The 14359-nt window shown below is 63.5% G+C and carries 14 protein-coding genes; 9 read left to right on the top strand and 5 right to left on the bottom strand.

From position 1 onward, the window contains the following. Nucleotides 1-52 precede the first annotated feature (52 nt). Genes ACQCST_RS03465 through ACQCST_RS03450 form a run of 4 tightly spaced genes read left to right on the top strand, consistent with a single transcriptional unit; the run spans nucleotide 53 to nucleotide 4403 of the window. Nucleotides 53-1435: a glutamine synthetase family protein gene (locus ACQCST_RS03465; RefSeq protein WP_426997956.1), complete on the top strand. Its 1383-nt coding sequence runs from the start codon at nucleotides 53-55 to the stop codon at nucleotides 1433-1435. Continuing rightward, entirely contained in the window at nucleotides 1416-2204 is a 789-nt protein-coding gene (locus ACQCST_RS03460; protein ID WP_426997955.1) for a gamma-glutamyl-gamma-aminobutyrate hydrolase family protein, read from the top strand. The genes ACQCST_RS03465 and ACQCST_RS03460 overlap by 20 nt, the downstream gene beginning before the upstream one ends. Continuing rightward, nucleotides 2201-3571, top strand: coding sequence for an aldehyde dehydrogenase family protein (locus ACQCST_RS03455; RefSeq protein WP_426997954.1), 1371 nt, complete (start codon nucleotides 2201-2203; stop codon nucleotides 3569-3571). Before ACQCST_RS03460 ends, ACQCST_RS03455 begins: the two co-directional genes overlap by 4 nt. A 49-nt stretch (nucleotides 3572-3620) precedes the next feature. Then, nucleotides 3621-4403, top strand: a complete 783-nt coding sequence (locus ACQCST_RS03450) for a 3-oxoacyl-ACP reductase (protein ID WP_426997953.1) — start codon at nucleotides 3621-3623, stop codon at nucleotides 4401-4403. 195 nt (nucleotides 4404-4598) lie between these two features. Here the strand turns inward: ACQCST_RS03450 and ACQCST_RS03445 are convergent, their stop codons facing one another. The 4 genes from ACQCST_RS03445 to ACQCST_RS03430 all read right to left on the bottom strand — a co-directional run bounded on the left by ACQCST_RS03445 (nucleotide 4599) and on the right by ACQCST_RS03430 (nucleotide 7644). Further along, nucleotides 4599-4925, bottom strand: coding sequence for a DUF6221 family protein (locus tag ACQCST_RS03445; RefSeq protein ID WP_426997952.1), 327 nt, complete (start codon nucleotides 4923-4925; stop codon nucleotides 4599-4601). 75 nt (nucleotides 4926-5000) lie between these two features. Next, complete coding sequence (gene ctlX, locus ACQCST_RS03440) at nucleotides 5001-6014, bottom strand: citrulline utilization hydrolase CtlX (RefSeq protein WP_426997951.1); 1014 nt, start codon at nucleotides 6012-6014, stop codon at nucleotides 5001-5003. An 8-nt stretch (nucleotides 6015-6022) separates the two neighbouring features. Continuing rightward, on the bottom strand, nucleotides 6023-7054 hold the full coding sequence (locus ACQCST_RS03435) for an ornithine cyclodeaminase (protein WP_426997950.1): 1032 nt from the start codon (nucleotides 7052-7054) through the stop codon (nucleotides 6023-6025). A gap of 158 nt (nucleotides 7055-7212) precedes the next feature. Further along, complete coding sequence (locus tag ACQCST_RS03430) at nucleotides 7213-7644, bottom strand: Lrp/AsnC family transcriptional regulator (protein WP_426997949.1); 432 nt, start codon at nucleotides 7642-7644, stop codon at nucleotides 7213-7215. Between the two features lie 320 nt (nucleotides 7645-7964). On the opposite strand from ACQCST_RS03430, the gene ACQCST_RS03425 reads away from it, so the two are divergent. From ACQCST_RS03425 to ACQCST_RS03415, 3 genes are read left to right on the top strand one after another with little or no spacing between them, the layout of a single operon-like run. Next, on the top strand, nucleotides 7965-8894 hold the full coding sequence (locus ACQCST_RS03425) for an ABC transporter substrate-binding protein (RefSeq protein WP_426997948.1): 930 nt from the start codon (nucleotides 7965-7967) through the stop codon (nucleotides 8892-8894). A 38-nt stretch (nucleotides 8895-8932) separates the two neighbouring features. Then, nucleotides 8933-9856, top strand: a complete 924-nt coding sequence (locus ACQCST_RS03420) for an amino acid ABC transporter permease (RefSeq protein WP_426997947.1) — start codon at nucleotides 8933-8935, stop codon at nucleotides 9854-9856. Nucleotides 9857-9873: 17 nt separating this feature from the next. Continuing rightward, nucleotides 9874-10641: an amino acid ABC transporter ATP-binding protein gene (locus tag ACQCST_RS03415; protein ID WP_426999064.1), complete on the top strand. Its 768-nt coding sequence runs from the start codon at nucleotides 9874-9876 to the stop codon at nucleotides 10639-10641. 98 nt (nucleotides 10642-10739) lie between these two features. Here the strand turns inward: ACQCST_RS03415 and ACQCST_RS03410 are convergent, their stop codons facing one another. After that, nucleotides 10740-11948 carry an acyl-CoA dehydrogenase family protein gene (locus ACQCST_RS03410; RefSeq protein ID WP_426997946.1) on the bottom strand — a complete coding sequence of 403 codons (1209 nt, stop codon included), beginning with the start codon at nucleotides 11946-11948 and terminating at the stop codon, nucleotides 10740-10742. 152 nt (nucleotides 11949-12100) lie between these two features. Between ACQCST_RS03410 and ACQCST_RS03405 the strand changes: the two genes are divergently transcribed. Together ACQCST_RS03405 and ACQCST_RS03400 are read left to right on the top strand one after the other, a co-directional pair. Next, complete coding sequence (locus ACQCST_RS03405; RefSeq protein ID WP_426997945.1) at nucleotides 12101-13828, top strand: AMP-binding protein; 1728 nt, start codon at nucleotides 12101-12103, stop codon at nucleotides 13826-13828. 2 nt (nucleotides 13829-13830) lie between these two features. Then, nucleotides 13831-14337: a MarR family winged helix-turn-helix transcriptional regulator gene (locus ACQCST_RS03400; RefSeq protein WP_426997944.1), complete on the top strand. Its 507-nt coding sequence runs from the start codon at nucleotides 13831-13833 to the stop codon at nucleotides 14335-14337. Nucleotides 14338-14359 lie beyond the last annotated feature (22 nt).

Here is a 14359-nt window from a genome sequence, read left to right as displayed (position 1 = left end):
AGAACGAAAACTGCGATCCCACCCATTGAAGAACCCACGTTGCGGAGCCATCATGAATGATCAAAACACCAAGCCCGGCCAAAAAGGCCAGCTGAGCGTCGATGAACTGAGGGAACTGGTAGCCGCCGGCACCATAGACACTGTGGTTGTCGCCATCACGGACGCCCTGGGCAGGCTGCAGGGAAAGCGCTGCGGGGCACGTTCGTTCCTGGAGGACGTTCTGGACCACGGAGCGGAGGGTTGCAATTACCTCCTGGCGGTCGACGTCGAAATGAACACGGTGGACGGGTACGCCATGTCCTCCTGGGAAACCGGCTACGGCGACATGGTGATGCTCCCGGACATCTCAACGCTCCGCCTGGTCCCGTGGCTGGAAGGCACCGCACTGGTCCAGTGCGATGTGATGTGGACGGACAGGTCCCCCGTGGTTGCCTCACCCCGCCAGATCCTCCGTGCCCAGGTGGAGCGGCTCGAAAAGCTCGGCTACCGCGCCTTCGTGGGAACCGAACTGGAATTCCTGATGTTCGACGATTCCTACGGGCAGGCCTGGCAGAAGAACTACACCGGCCTGACGCCGTCCACGCAGTACAACGTGGACTACTCCCTGCTCGCCACCGCCCGGCTGGAGCCGGTCATCCGCTCCATCCGCACCAACATGGAAGCCGCCGGGCTGGTGGTGGAGTCCTCGAAGGGCGAGTGCAACCTGGGGCAGCAGGAGATCACGTTCCGTTTCGACGAGGCGCTGTCCGCCTGCGACAAGCACACGTTCTACAAGAACGGGGCGAAGGAAATTGCCGACCAGCACGGCAAGAGCATCACCTTCATGTCCAAATTCAATGAGCGCGAAGGCAACTCCTGCCACATCCATTTCAGCCTCACGGACCTCGAAGGCAGGCCGGTCCTTCCCGGTGACGGAGAGCACGGCTTCAGCCCGGTCATGGAGCGCTTCGTGGCCGGCCAGCTGGCGGCCCTGCGGGAATTCGCTTATTTCCTGGCTCCCAACGTCAACTCCTACAAAAGGTTCGTGGAAGGCAGCTTCGCCCCCACCGCTGTCGCCTGGGGGCTGGACAACCGCAGCTGCGCTCTCCGCGTCGTTGGCCACGGCCGCGGACTCCGCACCGAAAACCGCGTGGGCGGCGGAGATCTCAACCCGTATCTGGCGGTTGCCGCACTGATCGCCGCTGTCATTCACGGCCTGGAAAACGATCTTCCGCTGCCTGCCATCACCAAGGGCAACGCCTACGATTCGGATGCACAGCGCCTGCCCACCAACCTCCGCGACGCCCGTGATCTGTTGGCGGACAGCAGCATCGCCCGCAAGGCGTTCGGCGACGACGTGGTGGACCACTACGTTCATGCTGCGGCCGTGGAGCTCAAGGCCTACGACAGCGCAATCACAGACTGGGAGCGCGTCCGTGGCTTCGAACGGCTCTGAGACCTTCCGGCCCAGGATCGCGCTGACCAGCTACTTCCAGGAAGCGTCCTGGGGCGTGTGGAATACGACGGCGGCCATCCTGCCCGGAACGTACGTCCAGGCCGTCGTCGCGGCCGGCGGAACGCCCATCCTCCTGCCGCCGGTAGGCACCGACCAGTCGGTCCTGGACCTCGTGGACGGGCTGATCGTGGTGGGCGGTCCCGACGTCGACCCTTCCCTTTACGGGGCCGCACCCCATCCGAAAACAGCGCCCCAGCCGCTGCGCGACGCGCACGACACGGCGCTCACGCGTGCCGCGATGGAGCGTGGGCTCCCGCTGTTCGCGATCTGCCGCGGCGCCCAGATCCTCAATGTGACCTTGGGCGGTTCGCTGATCCAGCACGTTCCGGACATCAACCCGGAGGCCAACTACCAGCCGGCTCCGGGCGTGTTCGGGGAGGCCGCGTTCAGCACTACGCCCGGCAGCCTGATCCAGGATCTGCTCGGGGATTCCGCCACTGCGCCCTGCTACCACCACCAGGCGGTAGACGCCGTGCCGGCGAGCCTCCGCGTCACGGCCCGGTCTGACGACGGCACCGTCCAGGCGTTGGAAACCACCCACGGCGGATGGGTCCTTGGGGTCCAGTTCCACCCGGAACAGAACCCGGATGACCTGCGGCTGTTCCGCGGGTTCGTGGAAGCAGCCGCCGGCTACCGCGCCGGCGGCACCACCGTTTCCAACGCCGCCATTTCCAATTCCGCCACCATGAAAGCGATGTCCTCCGCATGACCGCCACCGCCTTTGACGTCATCAACCCTGCCACCGAAGAGATCATTCAAACGGTTCCGCTCGCCGGCCTGGCCGAAGTGGACGCGGCCATCGCCAAAGCCGCCGCCGCCTACGAATCCTGGCGGGCCGTGGCCCCGGCCGACCGTTCGCTGCTGCTCCGCCGGTTCGCGGCGGCCGTTGACGCGGATCTGGAAAACCTGGCCCAGCTCGAGGTCCGGAACGCGGGCCACACCATTGGAAATGCGCGCTGGGAGGCCGGCAACGTCCGCGACGTGCTCAACTACTATTCCGCAGCTCCGGAACGGCATTTCGGCAAGCAGATCCCGGTAGCCGGCGGGGTCAACATCACCTTCCACGAGCCCCTCGGCGTCGTGGGGGTCATTGTCCCCTGGAACTTCCCCATGCCCATTGCGGCCTGGGGCTTCGCCCCGGCACTGGCAGCGGGGAACACGGTGGTACTCAAGCCCGCCGAGGTGACCCCGCTGACGGCCATCCGGCTCGGCGAACTGGCGCTCGAGGCCGGCATCCCCGAGGGCGTGTTCCAGGTGATCCCGGGCAAGGGGTCCGTGGTGGGCCAGCGCTTTGTCACCCACCCGGCCGTGCGGAAGGTGGTGTTTACCGGCTCCACGGGCGTGGGCAAGCAGATCATGGCGGGCTGCGCGGAGCAGGTGAAAAGGCTGACCCTGGAGCTGGGCGGCAAGAGCGCCAACATCATTTTTGACGACGCCGATCTGGAGCTCGCGGCCGCCGCGGCGCCGGGCGGCGCCTTCGACAACGCCGGGCAGGACTGCTGCGCCCGTTCACGCATCCTGGTCCAGCGCAGCGTCTACGACCGCTTCCTGGAGCTGCTGGAACCCGCGGTCCTCGGCATGTCTGTGGGAGACCCCGCTGACGCCGCCACCAGCATGGGTCCGCTTATTTCGGCCCAGCAGCTCAGTACTGTTTCGGCTTTTGTGCCCGACGGCGCCCCGGTCGCCTTCCAGGGGAAAGCCCCCGAGGGCCCGGGGTTCTGGTTCCCGCCCACCGTGCTCACGCCGGACGTGGACGCGCCGTCGTTCACGGACGAGATCTTCGGCCCGGTAGTCGCCGTCGTGCCGTTTGATGACGAAGCCGACGCCATCAGGATCGCGAACAACACCGAATACGGCCTGTCCGGCTCCATCTGGACATCCAAGGTGGACCGGGCCCTCAGGGTCGCCCGGGCCGTCGAGGCCGGCAACCTGTCCGTCAATTCACACTCGTCCGTCCGGTACTCCACCCCGTTCGGCGGCTTCAAGCAGTCAGGGCTGGGCCGGGAACTCGGACCCGATGCCCTGGATTCGTTCACCGAGACCAAGAACGTTTTCATTTCCACCGATCTCCGCTAAGCACCCACAAGCCAGCCGTTTCCCGGCACGCATTTCCTAAGGAGCAACAATGCAAGCAGTAGTTTCCAACCGCCTCGCAGGCCGCAGCGCAGTCATCACCGGCGGAGCCAGCGGCATCGGACTCGCCACGGCACGCCGGATGGCCGCCGAAGGCGCCAACGTGGTGATTGCGGACATCGAACCGACGTCCGGCCTTGCCGCCGCCGCCGAAGTGGGCGGCTTGTTCGTCAAAGTGGACGTGACCAGCGAACAGGACGTCAAGAACCTCTACGCCCAGACCAAGGAAACGTACGGCAGCGTGGACATCGCGTTCAACAACGCGGGCATCTCCCCCGCCGATGACGCCTCGATCCTGGACACGGGCATCGATGCCTGGCGCCGGGTCCAGGAAGTAAACCTGACCTCCGTCTACTACTGCTGCAAGTACGCGATTCCGTACATGCAGGAGCAGGGAAAGGGATCCATCATCAACACGGCGTCCTTCGTGGCAGTCATGGGTGCCGCGACCTCGCAGATCTCCTACAGCGCTTCCAAGGGCGGCGTGCTGTCCATGAGCCGGGAACTCGGCGTCGAATTCGCCCGCCAGGGCATCCGCATCAATGCCCTCTGCCCCGGGCCGGTGAACACGCCGCTGCTCAAGGAGCTCTTCGCCAAGGATCCGGAGAAGGCCGCGCGCCGCCTCATCCATGTGCCGCTGGGGCGCTTCGCGGAGCCCGAAGAGCTCGCCGCCGCCGTCGCCTTCCTGGCCAGCGACGACGCCTCGTTCATTACGGCGTCAACGTTTCTGGTGGATGGCGGGATTTCGGGGGCGTACGTCACGCCGCTCAGTTAATGTACTGTGCCGGATAACGTATTGCGCCGGAAGGGCAGGGCCGTGGAAACGGCCCTGCCCTTCCGGCTATAAAAAAGCGCGGCTACTTTGTGATGTCTTTGCCCCTGGTTTCGGGCAGCGGAAAGACCTGATCCCGGCCAGCCGGTGGCGGCGCTCATGTCGCGGCTCCAGACTTCTCCGTGACGGCCGGGCTGATCAGGCCTGTTCGGGCAGATGCCAGTTGTCCTGGAAGTCCGGATGGTCTGTGTAGGGCAGGGCCAGTGCGTTCAGGGCCAGCGACGTCCATTCAATGGCTTCCGGAATCCACCGGATGTCCCCGGACACAGTGTCCACCACACGTGCCAGGGCCGCCTGCCGCGCCAATTCGATGATGGCGATCAGCCGTCGCTTTGCCGCACATTCGCATAGCAGCCGCTGTTCATACCATCTCCCGGATTCGGATACCAACGGATCCCGCAACAGCTTCAGCGCGGCTGCCTCGTCTTCATCGATCCGCTCGGACAGGAACTCCACAACGTCCATGGCCCGAGCCTACCCGGCTCACCCCGGCCATAGAATCCGAACTGCTGCGAGGGGCCGGCTGATGGCCATGCAGGTTCACAGGGGCAGCGGCAGGATCCCACCCTGCCGCTGTCCCTGATTGCCGGGCTGTTCTCGCAGGCCGTGGTCCTGGAATGTGCCATGGACCGGGACAGGCCTGCGGTTGAGGTGGATGCCGGCGATCATGCACCTTACGGACCCGCCGGCGAGTTCGATGGTTGGAACGTCGACGGGGAGTAGGGTGCAGCTGCGCTGGATTACCTCCTTCTGGGCTTCTGTCAGACTCCCAAAAGCTCGACGCGACAAAGCCAGAACACGTCCGTTGGGGCCCTGGAGTTCAATCGCGTTCCCGGCGAAATCCCGGATCTGGTGATGAGCCAAGTCGATAATCTCCCGTCCTCCCCCGGCAAGGCGTTCCACGATCTGGCGGCGGCGGACTTGCGAACGGATCATGTCAAGTCCAACCATCGCGAACTCGGTCGCTACGGACATCATGACGTTCGTGTGGTAGACGGCGGTTCCGGAGGCGTCCGTTGCATCGAACAGCATCGGCTCATATCCGAAGTTCGTGCAGAACCGTTCCAGGGCAACCGGATCCGCTCGATGGGACCTGGCCGCGTAAGCCACACGGCCTTCGTGGTCCAGGACCATCGCGCCGGTACCTTCGAGGAAAACATCGTCCAGCTCCAGGCCCGAGTAATCAATCACGTCCTGCACCCTGTAGCGGGTCTTCAAGAGGTCAAGGATGTCGGTCCGGCGTTCGTTCCGGCGGTTCGGCGCGTACATCGGAAATGTGGCAACGTGGCCGCCGGCGTGAGTCGATAGCCAGTTATTGGGAAACACGCTGTCCGGACGTGTTTGATCGTAATCTTCGAACAGGTGCACAGTGATGCCGGCGGTCTCGAGTGCGAGGGCGAGTCCGGTGACCTCATCATGCGCGGCAGCGGCGAGCACTTCCGGATCCAGAGAGTTTCCAGAGGCCTGAAAAGCATTATCCGCAGCCGTCGCCGGGTTCGGGGTGAATCGGTGCGGCCGGATAAGGATGACCGCAGAAGGTGCTTGGACAGACATATTGCAGCTCAGTATCCGACCGGTGACAGCGCACCGACGAGTCCGAACAGGTTCTTGGGGTCCTCCGGATTCGCGACAAGGTCGATGTCCTCAAAGTAGTCCGTGCCGTCAACCGAGTCACGCACATAACGCAGGGCGGAAAAATCCTCTATGGCGAAGCCGACTGAGTCGAAGATCGTTATCTGCTCAGCAGATGTACGCCCCGGCGCCTGGTTGCCAAGGACCTGCCAAAACTCGGTGACAGCAAAATCGGCGGGCATCTGCTGTATCTCGCCTTCAACCCGTGTCTGGGGAGCAAATTCTACAAAGACGTCGCCGATAGCCAGGATTGCGGCGTCGAGCTCGGTCTTTCCCGGGCAGTCGCCGCCGATGGCGTTGATGTGGACGCCGGGCTCGATGAGGTCCGCCGTGAGGATAGTGGCATTCGCCTTATCGGCGGTGCAGGTGGTGATGACATCCGCTCCCTGCACCGCGTCGGCTGCCGAGGAAGCGACGGTGATATCGAAGCCGAGTGGCGTCATGTTGCGCAGGAATTTCTCCATCGCGGCAGGATCGGTGTCCCAGACTTTGAGCGTAGTGATACCCAGGGCGCTGCGGAAAGCCAATGCCTGGAACTCGGACTGGCTGCCGGTTCCGATCATCGCCATGAGACGCGAGTCGGTACGGGCGAGCTTCTTCGCGACCATGGCCGAGGTCGCTGCGGTCCGCAGTGCGGTCAGCACCGTCATCTCGGTCAGGAACGTGGGGTAGCCGTTATGGACGTCGGCCAGGACGCCGAAGGCTGTGACCGTCTGGAAGCCGCGCGCAGGATTTGACGGGTGCCCGTTCACGTACTTGAATCCGTAGGTTTCGTGGTCGCTCGTGGGCATGAGCTCGATGACGCCGAACGGCGTGTGGCTGGCGATTCTGGGTGTCTTGTCAAACGATTCCCAGCGTCGGAAGTCATCCTCGAGGTAGTGAATCAGCTCGGAGATGATGTTCTCCGGACCGCGGCCGGCCGCCCAGCGCACCATGTTGTGGACATCGACAAAGCGCGTCATTTGCGCCCCCTTTTCCGTTGTAAACGACTGTTGTCTCAACCGTACGGGGCAGCGATATGTAGGCTCAATTGCCGAAGAGCATCCTTTTCGTTGAATAAGTGCACAAAATGCTGAGGTGTTCGATACATTGTGTTCAATGCCGGGGCATATCGACGCCTCTACCGCAATACGGAGCTGAGCAGCAGGCTAGTCTCGCTGTTGACGATGCCCTCGACGCCGCGGATCCTTCCCAACACCTGGTCGAAGCCTATGAGGCTTTCTGTGCGCAACTCGGCGACGAGATCCCAGCCGCCGTTTGTGGTGTGCAGTGTCCGGATCTCTGGAAATCCCCTCAGCTGACGGATGACCTTGTCGGTTGTCCTGCCTTCCACCGCAATCAGGGCTATTGCGTGAATCGCGAGGGGGTCGAGCTCGTCGCGGACTCTGGCTGTAAAACCAATGATGGTTCCCGAACTGAGAAGACGCTCGAGCCGGCTGTTCACAGTTGCTCGTGCGACACCCAGCCTCCGGGCGAGGCTGGCCACAGATGCCCTGCCGTCCTCCCGCAGGGCCGACAGGAGTTGGCGGTCAAGGTCGGTGAGTACAGTCATGAACATAATGTATCGCAAGCCTCAGCATTTTGTGCACTTTTTCAATGAAAAGAAGGCCTTTCGACAATTGAGGATGCACATCACCGATCCGTACTGTGGTTACCACGGTGATTGACAACACAACATGGGAGGCGCAATGACGCGCTTTGCCGATGTCCGCACCATGGTGCACTGGACGGCCAGCCGTAGGCCGGAAACCACCATCTCCGGATTGTTTCGCTACTTTCCGGCCATGCCAGCCAGTCCGTTCAGCTGATTCTGCCGGCGCCTCAGCGCCGCAACCGTATTTCGTTCGCATTCTTAACGCAAGGGTAAAATAGATGCCGTCTTCATCCACACTGTCGCTTAGATTCGTTACCGTCGCCGCCGCCGCCGCGCTGGCGCTGGCCGGCTGCACGACCGCCTCGCAGGCCGGAACCGGATCCCCCTCTGGCCCTGCCGGTTTTGACCCCTCCGCGGTCCAGAAGGATGATGCCCTCGCCGCGCTGGTGCCCGGTGCGCTGAAGTCCAGGGGCATCCTCACGGTCGGTTCGGACACCTCCTACGCTCCGGCCGAGTTCCTGGGCGGCGCCGACGGCCAGACCCCGCAGGGCTATGACGTCGACATCGCCAAGGCGATCGGCGCCACACTGGGACTGGACACCAAGGTGCAGACCTCCGAATTCACCGGCATCCTGCCGGCGCTGGGCCCCAAATATGATCTGGGCATTTCCTCGTTCACCATCAACCCGGAACGGTCCAAGACGGTGAACTTCGTCAGTTACTTCAACGCCGGGGTGCTGTGGGCCGTGCAGAAGGGTAATCCCCGTAATATTTCCCTGGCGGACATCTGCGGCAAGAAGGTGGGTGTCCAGACCGGCACCGTCGAGGAGGACCCGGATGTATCGGACCTGTCCGGGAAATGCGTGGCGGAGGGCAAACCTGCCATCGAGATCATCACCCTGAAGAACCAGACGGATGTCACAACCCGCCTGGTCAACGGCAGCATCGATGCGATGTCCGCGGATTCGCCGGTCATCGGCTATGCCCTGTCGCAGACCGGGGACAAGCTCCAGACCTTGGGTGACGTCTATGACGGGGCACCGCAGGGAATTGCTGTGGCCAAGTCGGACACGGCTTTGGCGGAACTGGTCGGCAAGGTCATGAACAAACTGATCACCGACGGTACATATGGGAAAATCCTGGATGAATGGAGCAACACCAAGGGCGCTGTCACCACGTCCGAAGTGAACCCGGCGGTCGGCAGTTGAGCACTCTCACACCAAGTGATACCAGCACTAGCCGGCCCGTGTCCCCGGACCGGAATCCGCGGCTGATCAACGCCGTTCCGGTCCGGCATCCAGGCCGGTGGGCTGGCGCCGTCCTCATCCTGCTGTTCGGCGCGCTGCTGGGCCAGAGCCTGGTCACCAATACGAATTTCCGCTGGGACGTTGTGGGCACGTACTTCATGGATGTGCTGGTAATCCAAGGCATCGGCTGGACGCTGCTGCTGACAGTACTCTCCATGGTGATCGCCATTGTGCTGGCCATACTGCTGGCTTTCATGCGGCAGTCGGACAATCCGCTTTTCCGCGGCGTGAGCTGGGCCTGGGTCTGGTTTTTCCGCGGTACCCCGGTCTACACCCAGCTGGTGTTCTGGGGATTGATTTCCGTGCTTTATCCCAAGATCGCCATGGGCATCCCGTTCGGACCCGAGCTGTTCAGTTTCAGCACCCAGGACGTGATCAACGCCTTCATGGCCGCGGTCCTGGGGCTGGGACTGAACGAGTCCGCCTACCTGGCCGAAATCTTCCGTGCCGGCCTGAAGTCTGTTGATTCGGGCCAGATGGAAGCCGCCGAGGCCCTGGGGATGCGCAAATCCAAAATCATGTGGCGGATCATTCTGCCCCAGGCCATGCGGGTCATCGTGCCGCCCACCGGCAATGAGACCATCGGGATGCTCAAGACGACCTCGCTGGTGCTGGCAGTGCCGTTCACCCTGGATCTGACGTTCGTGACGAACGGAATCGCCAACCGGAGCTACCTGCCCATTCCGCTGCTGATCGTGGCGGCCATCTGGTACCTGGTCATCACCAGCATTCTCATGGTGGGCCAGTTCTACGTTGAACGCCACTTCGGAAAGGGCGTGGACAACCTCGTCCCGGCCCCGGTCAAGGCGACCCGGGCGGCCGCCGCAGCCCACGCATCCAAGAAAGAAGATGAGGTACTGTGACCATCACGAACGACGTCATGACGAAGGAAACCCTCGTCCGCATTGACGGGGTCCATAAGTATTTCGGTCAGCACCACGTGCTCCGCGGGATCGACATGACGGTCAAGCAGGGCGAGGTTTCCGTACTCATCGGCCCATCGGGGTCCGGGAAGTCCACGCTGCTGCGCTGCATCAACATGCTGGAAACCATCAGCGCCGGCCGGATCCACGTCCGCGACGATCTGATCGGCTACCGCGAGGTCCGCGGCCGCCTGCATGACCTGACCGCCAAAGAGATCGCCGCCCAGCGCCGGGAGATCGGCATGGTGTTCCAGCGGTTCAACCTCTTCCCGCACCGCACGGCGCTGCAGAACATCATCGAGGCCCCCACCCAGGTCAAGCGGCAGTCCAGGGCGATGGCCAGGTCCAGGGCGCTGGAGCTGCTGGACCGTGTGGGGCTGGCGAACCACGCCAACCACTATCCGGCGCAGCTGTCCGGCGGCCAGCAACAGCGGGTGGCGATTGCCCGCGCTCTGGCGATGGAACCGGAACTGATGCTTTTCGACGAGCCGACGTCCGCTCTGGACCCTGAGCTGGTGGGTGATGTCCTCAACGTGATGAAGGATCTGGCCAAGTCCGGCATGACCATGATTGTGGTAACCCACGAGATCGGTTTTGCCCGCGAAGTCGGCGACACGCTGACCTTCATGGACGGCGGGGTCGTGGTGGAAAGCGGTGACCCGCGCCAGGTCATTGCCGACCCTCAGCACGCGCGCACCAAGGAATTCCTTTCCAAGGTACTCTGAGGCCACTTAATGGCGGGGCCGGCGGGGGCCGGATGCTGTCTGCGACCAAACTCCGCGTTAGATCATGCCTCTCCGGCATACTGCCGCGCGATCGTCGCCTACACGAACGCGGACTTGCCCGTCACTGCCCGGGCCACGATCAGCGAATTGATTTCGTAGCTGCCCTCGTAGGTGTACAGGATCTCGGCGTCCCCGAACAGCTTGCCCATCTCATAGTCGCTGCTGATGCCGTTGCCGCCCATCAGGGAACGGCCCATGGCCACGGAGGCGCGCGCCAGCCGGGTGGTGGTGGACTTGGCCATGGCGGCCTGGACCATCTCCAGCTTGCCGTCCTGCTGGATCCGCGCCAGCTGCGCCATCAGGGCCAGGGACGCGGAGGCGTTACCCAGGATTTCGGCCAGTTGCTGCTGGATGAGCTGGAACCGTGCCAGTTCCTTCCCGAACTGCTTGCGTTCCAAAGAGTAGGAACGCGCGACGTCGAACGCGGCCAGCTGGATTCCGGCACCTTGCCAGCCTACCCAGGCGCGTGAATCCCGCAGGAGATCGTTGGCCTTGGAGAAGTCCGTGGCGCCGGGGAGCATATTGGACTCCGGGACGCGGACGTTATCCAGCACGATGTCCGCGTTCTGCATGATCCGCAGCCCGATTTTGTTGGCGATCTTCGTGGCCGTGTAGCCGGGCCTGTCCGTTTCCACGATGAAGCCCTTGATCTGCTGGTCCGCAACATCGCGGGCCCACACGAGGGCGAAGTCCGCGATGGTGCCGGCGCCGATCCAGCGTTTGGCACCGTTGATGATCCACTCGCCGTTGTCCAGCCGGGCTGAGGTTTCCAGGCCGCCGGCGATGTCCGAGCCATGCTCCGGCTCCGTCAGGGCAAAGGCGCCCAGCTGGGTGAAAGCGGTGAGGCCGGGCAGCCATTCGCGTTTCTGCTGTTCCGACCCGAGTTCGTCGATCATCCCGACGATCAGCTCGTTGTGGATCCCCACGAGTGCAGAGAGCGACACATCAGCGCGGGCCACCTCCACGTACATCAGTCCCTTAAACAGTTTGGAGGTGCCGTCAGTCTGCAGCCCGCCCAGCCCATACTTTCCCATTTCGGCCAGCAGCCCGAAGGGAAACTCCTCACGGTTCCAGTACTCGATGGACGCGGCCCGGACGCGGGACTGCAGAAATTCGCGGATTTCCAGGTAGCGGGTACGCTCCCCCTCAGGAAGCAGGTCCACGATGTACATCAGGTCCGCGTCCGGAAACGGCGGCGCCGACTGAGCTGTGAACCCCGTTGGGAGCGCCCCCGGCGGCGGGGCCATCTCAGTAGTTTGACCGTTGTCACGTCCTTGTGGCTGCACGGGCATGTATCCCTTCGCTCTTCCAAACCCTTGGATGTCCTAGTATATTGCACAGAGTTGATAATTCAGTGATGTGGATCACTGGGCTGGGCATCTCAAAACTAAGGAGCCCCATGACAGTCACCGACGACTTCCGTGCCGCACGCGACCGGCTTCTTGCACTGCGCACTGATTATGCGCAGGCGCGCCGCGAGTTTCACTGGCCGCAGTTTGAGGAGTTCAACTTTGCGCTGGACTGGTTCGATCAGATCGCCGCAGACCCCGCGAAAGCCAATAAACCTGCGCTGGTGATTGTTGAGCAGGACGGTTCGGCCACGCGCCGCAGCTTTGCCGAGCTCTCTGCACGCTCGAACCAGGTGGCCAACTGGCTGCGCAGCCAGGGCGTGAAGCGCGGCGACCGGATGATCATCATGCTGGGCAACCAGGTGGAGCTCTGGGAGCTGATGCTGGCCGGCATCAAACTCGGGATCGTGATGATCCCCACCACCACGCTGATGGGTCCGTCGGATCTGAAGGACCGGGTGGAGCGCGGCGAGGCGGTCTGGGCCGCCGTCGGAAGTTCCAATATCGGCAAGTTTGCCGAGGTGCCCGGCAGCTACCGGCTGATTGAAATCGGCGACGGCGCCGCGGGCCCATCAAGCTCCCTGCAGTATGCGGATTCCACGGAATCCCTCACTGAATTCACGCCGGACGCCCCCACCAAGGCAGATGAGACGCTGCTCCTGTACTTCACGTCCGGCACCACATCCAAGGCCAAACTGGTGGAGCACACGCACACCTCGTACCCCGTGGGCCATCTTTCCACCATGTTCTGGATCGGCATGGAGCCGGGCGATGTACACCTCAATGTGGCCTCCCCCGGCTGGGCCAAGCACGCGTGGTCCAACGTCTTCACGCCGTGGATCGCGGAAGCCTGCGTGTTTATTTACAACTACGAGCGCTTTGACGCCAGAGCGCTCATGGAACAGATGGACCAGGAGAAGGTCACCAGTTTCTGCGCCCCGCCCACGGTGTGGCGCATGCTGATCCAGGCGGACCTGACCCTGCTGAAGAACCCGCCCACCAAGGTGGTGTCCGCCGGTGAGCCCCTCAACGCCGAGGTGATCGGCCAGGTCCACCGGGCCTGGGGCCAGACCATCCGCGACGGCTTCGGCCAGACCGAGTCCACCGTACAGGTGGCCAACACCCCCGGCCAGCCAGTCAAGATCGGCGCCATGGGCGTACCCCTGCCGGGCTACGACGTGGTCCTGGTGGATCCTGCCACGGGAGAAGAGGGCGACGACGGAGAGCTCTGCTTGCGCCTGGATCCCCGCCCTGTGGGGCTGATGAAGGCCTACTACGGCGATCCGGATAAGACGGCAGATGCCTTCCGCGGCGGCTATTACCACACGGGTGATATGGCGAGCCGGGATGAGCGCGGCATCATCACCTACGTGGGCCGCGGGGACGACGTCTTCAAATCCTCCGACTACCGGCTGTCGCCCTTTGAGCTGGAGAGCGTGCTGATTGAGCACCCGGCAGTGGCCGAGGCCGCCGTCGTACCCTCACCGGATCCAGTCAAGCTGTCCGTGCCAAAAGCGTTCGTGGTGCTGGCAGCCGGGCACCAGGCCGGGCCAGAACTGGCCGAGGACATCCTGCGCTACTGCCGCGACCATCTGGCCCCGTTCAAACGCATTCGCCGGCTGGAATTTGCCGAGCTGCCCAAGACCATTTCCGGCAAGATCCGGCGGGTGGAGCTCCGGCACAGCGAGGAACTCCGCCACGGCGGGGGGACTGTTCCGGAGGGACTGGGTACGGAGTATTCAGAAGCGGACTTCCCCGGTCTGAAAAGTCAGGGCTGAGCGTGGCCGCGCCGCTGCCCCGGGATCCCATTGCAGACGCCCAGCGGAATTGGGAGCAGCACGGCTGGCAGGATGTGGCTGCGCCCATGGCGGCGATTACCGCCATCATGCGCACCCAGCAGATCCTGCTGGCCCGCATCGAAAGTGTCCTTAAACCGTTCGGTCTGACCTTCGCGCGCTACGAACTGCTGGCCCTGCTGAGCTTCACCCGCAGCGGCGCGCTGCCCATGAACAAGGCGAGCGCGCTGCTACAGGTCCATCCCACCTCGGTGACCAACGCCGTCGACCGCCTTCAAGACGCCGGACTGGTGGTCCGCTCACCGCATCCCACGGACGGGCGCACCACGCTGATCGAGCTCACCGCCGCGGGCCGCACCCGGGCCAAAAGCGCGACGGCGGTGCTGAACTCCGAGGTGTTTGGCCAGTCCGGTTTCGCGGCCGGGGATGTGGACCAGCTGGTCCGGATCCTGGGCAATTTCAGGCGAGATGCCGGGGACTTTTCGGACTGAGGGGACGGCGCTGGCCACAGAG

The organism is Pseudarthrobacter sp. N5, assembly GCF_050157035.1.
In the GTDB taxonomy this organism is placed as follows: Bacteria; Actinomycetota; Actinomycetes; order Actinomycetales; family Micrococcaceae; genus Arthrobacter.
This window is presented reverse-complemented; position numbering and strand designations above follow the sequence as displayed.

What these genes read in the sequence shown, in the direction of transcription:
- ACQCST_RS03450 (WP_426997953.1), top strand. Translation starts at nt 3,621, where the DNA reads ATGCAAGCAGTAGTTTCCAACCGCCTCGCAGGCCGCAGCGCAGTCATC.
- ACQCST_RS03435 (WP_426997950.1), bottom strand. Translation starts at nt 7,054, where the DNA reads ATGACGCGCTTTGTCGATGTCCACAACATGGTGCGCTGGGCGGCCGGC.
- ACQCST_RS03465 (WP_426997956.1), top strand. Translation starts at nt 53, where the DNA reads ATGAATGATCAAAACACCAAGCCCGGCCAAAAAGGCCAGCTGAGCGTC.
- ACQCST_RS03415 (WP_426999064.1), top strand. Translation starts at nt 9,874, where the DNA reads ATGACGAAGGAAACCCTCGTCCGCATTGACGGGGTCCATAAGTATTTC.
- ACQCST_RS03410 (WP_426997946.1), bottom strand. Translation starts at nt 11,948, where the DNA reads ATGGCCCCGCCGCCGGGGGCGCTCCCAACGGGGTTCACAGCTCAGTCG.
- ctlX (WP_426997951.1), bottom strand. Translation starts at nt 6,014, where the DNA reads ATGTCTGTCCAAGCACCTTCTGCGGTCATCCTTATCCGGCCGCACCGA.
- ACQCST_RS03425 (WP_426997948.1), top strand. Translation starts at nt 7,965, where the DNA reads ATGCCGTCTTCATCCACACTGTCGCTTAGATTCGTTACCGTCGCCGCC.
- ACQCST_RS03430 (WP_426997949.1), bottom strand. Translation starts at nt 7,644, where the DNA reads ATGACTGTACTCACCGACCTTGACCGCCAACTCCTGTCGGCCCTGCGG.
- ACQCST_RS03445 (WP_426997952.1), bottom strand. Translation starts at nt 4,925, where the DNA reads ATGGACGTTGTGGAGTTCCTGTCCGAGCGGATCGATGAAGACGAGGCA.
- ACQCST_RS03405 (WP_426997945.1), top strand. Translation starts at nt 12,101, where the DNA reads ATGACAGTCACCGACGACTTCCGTGCCGCACGCGACCGGCTTCTTGCA.
- ACQCST_RS03455 (WP_426997954.1), top strand. Translation starts at nt 2,201, where the DNA reads ATGACCGCCACCGCCTTTGACGTCATCAACCCTGCCACCGAAGAGATC.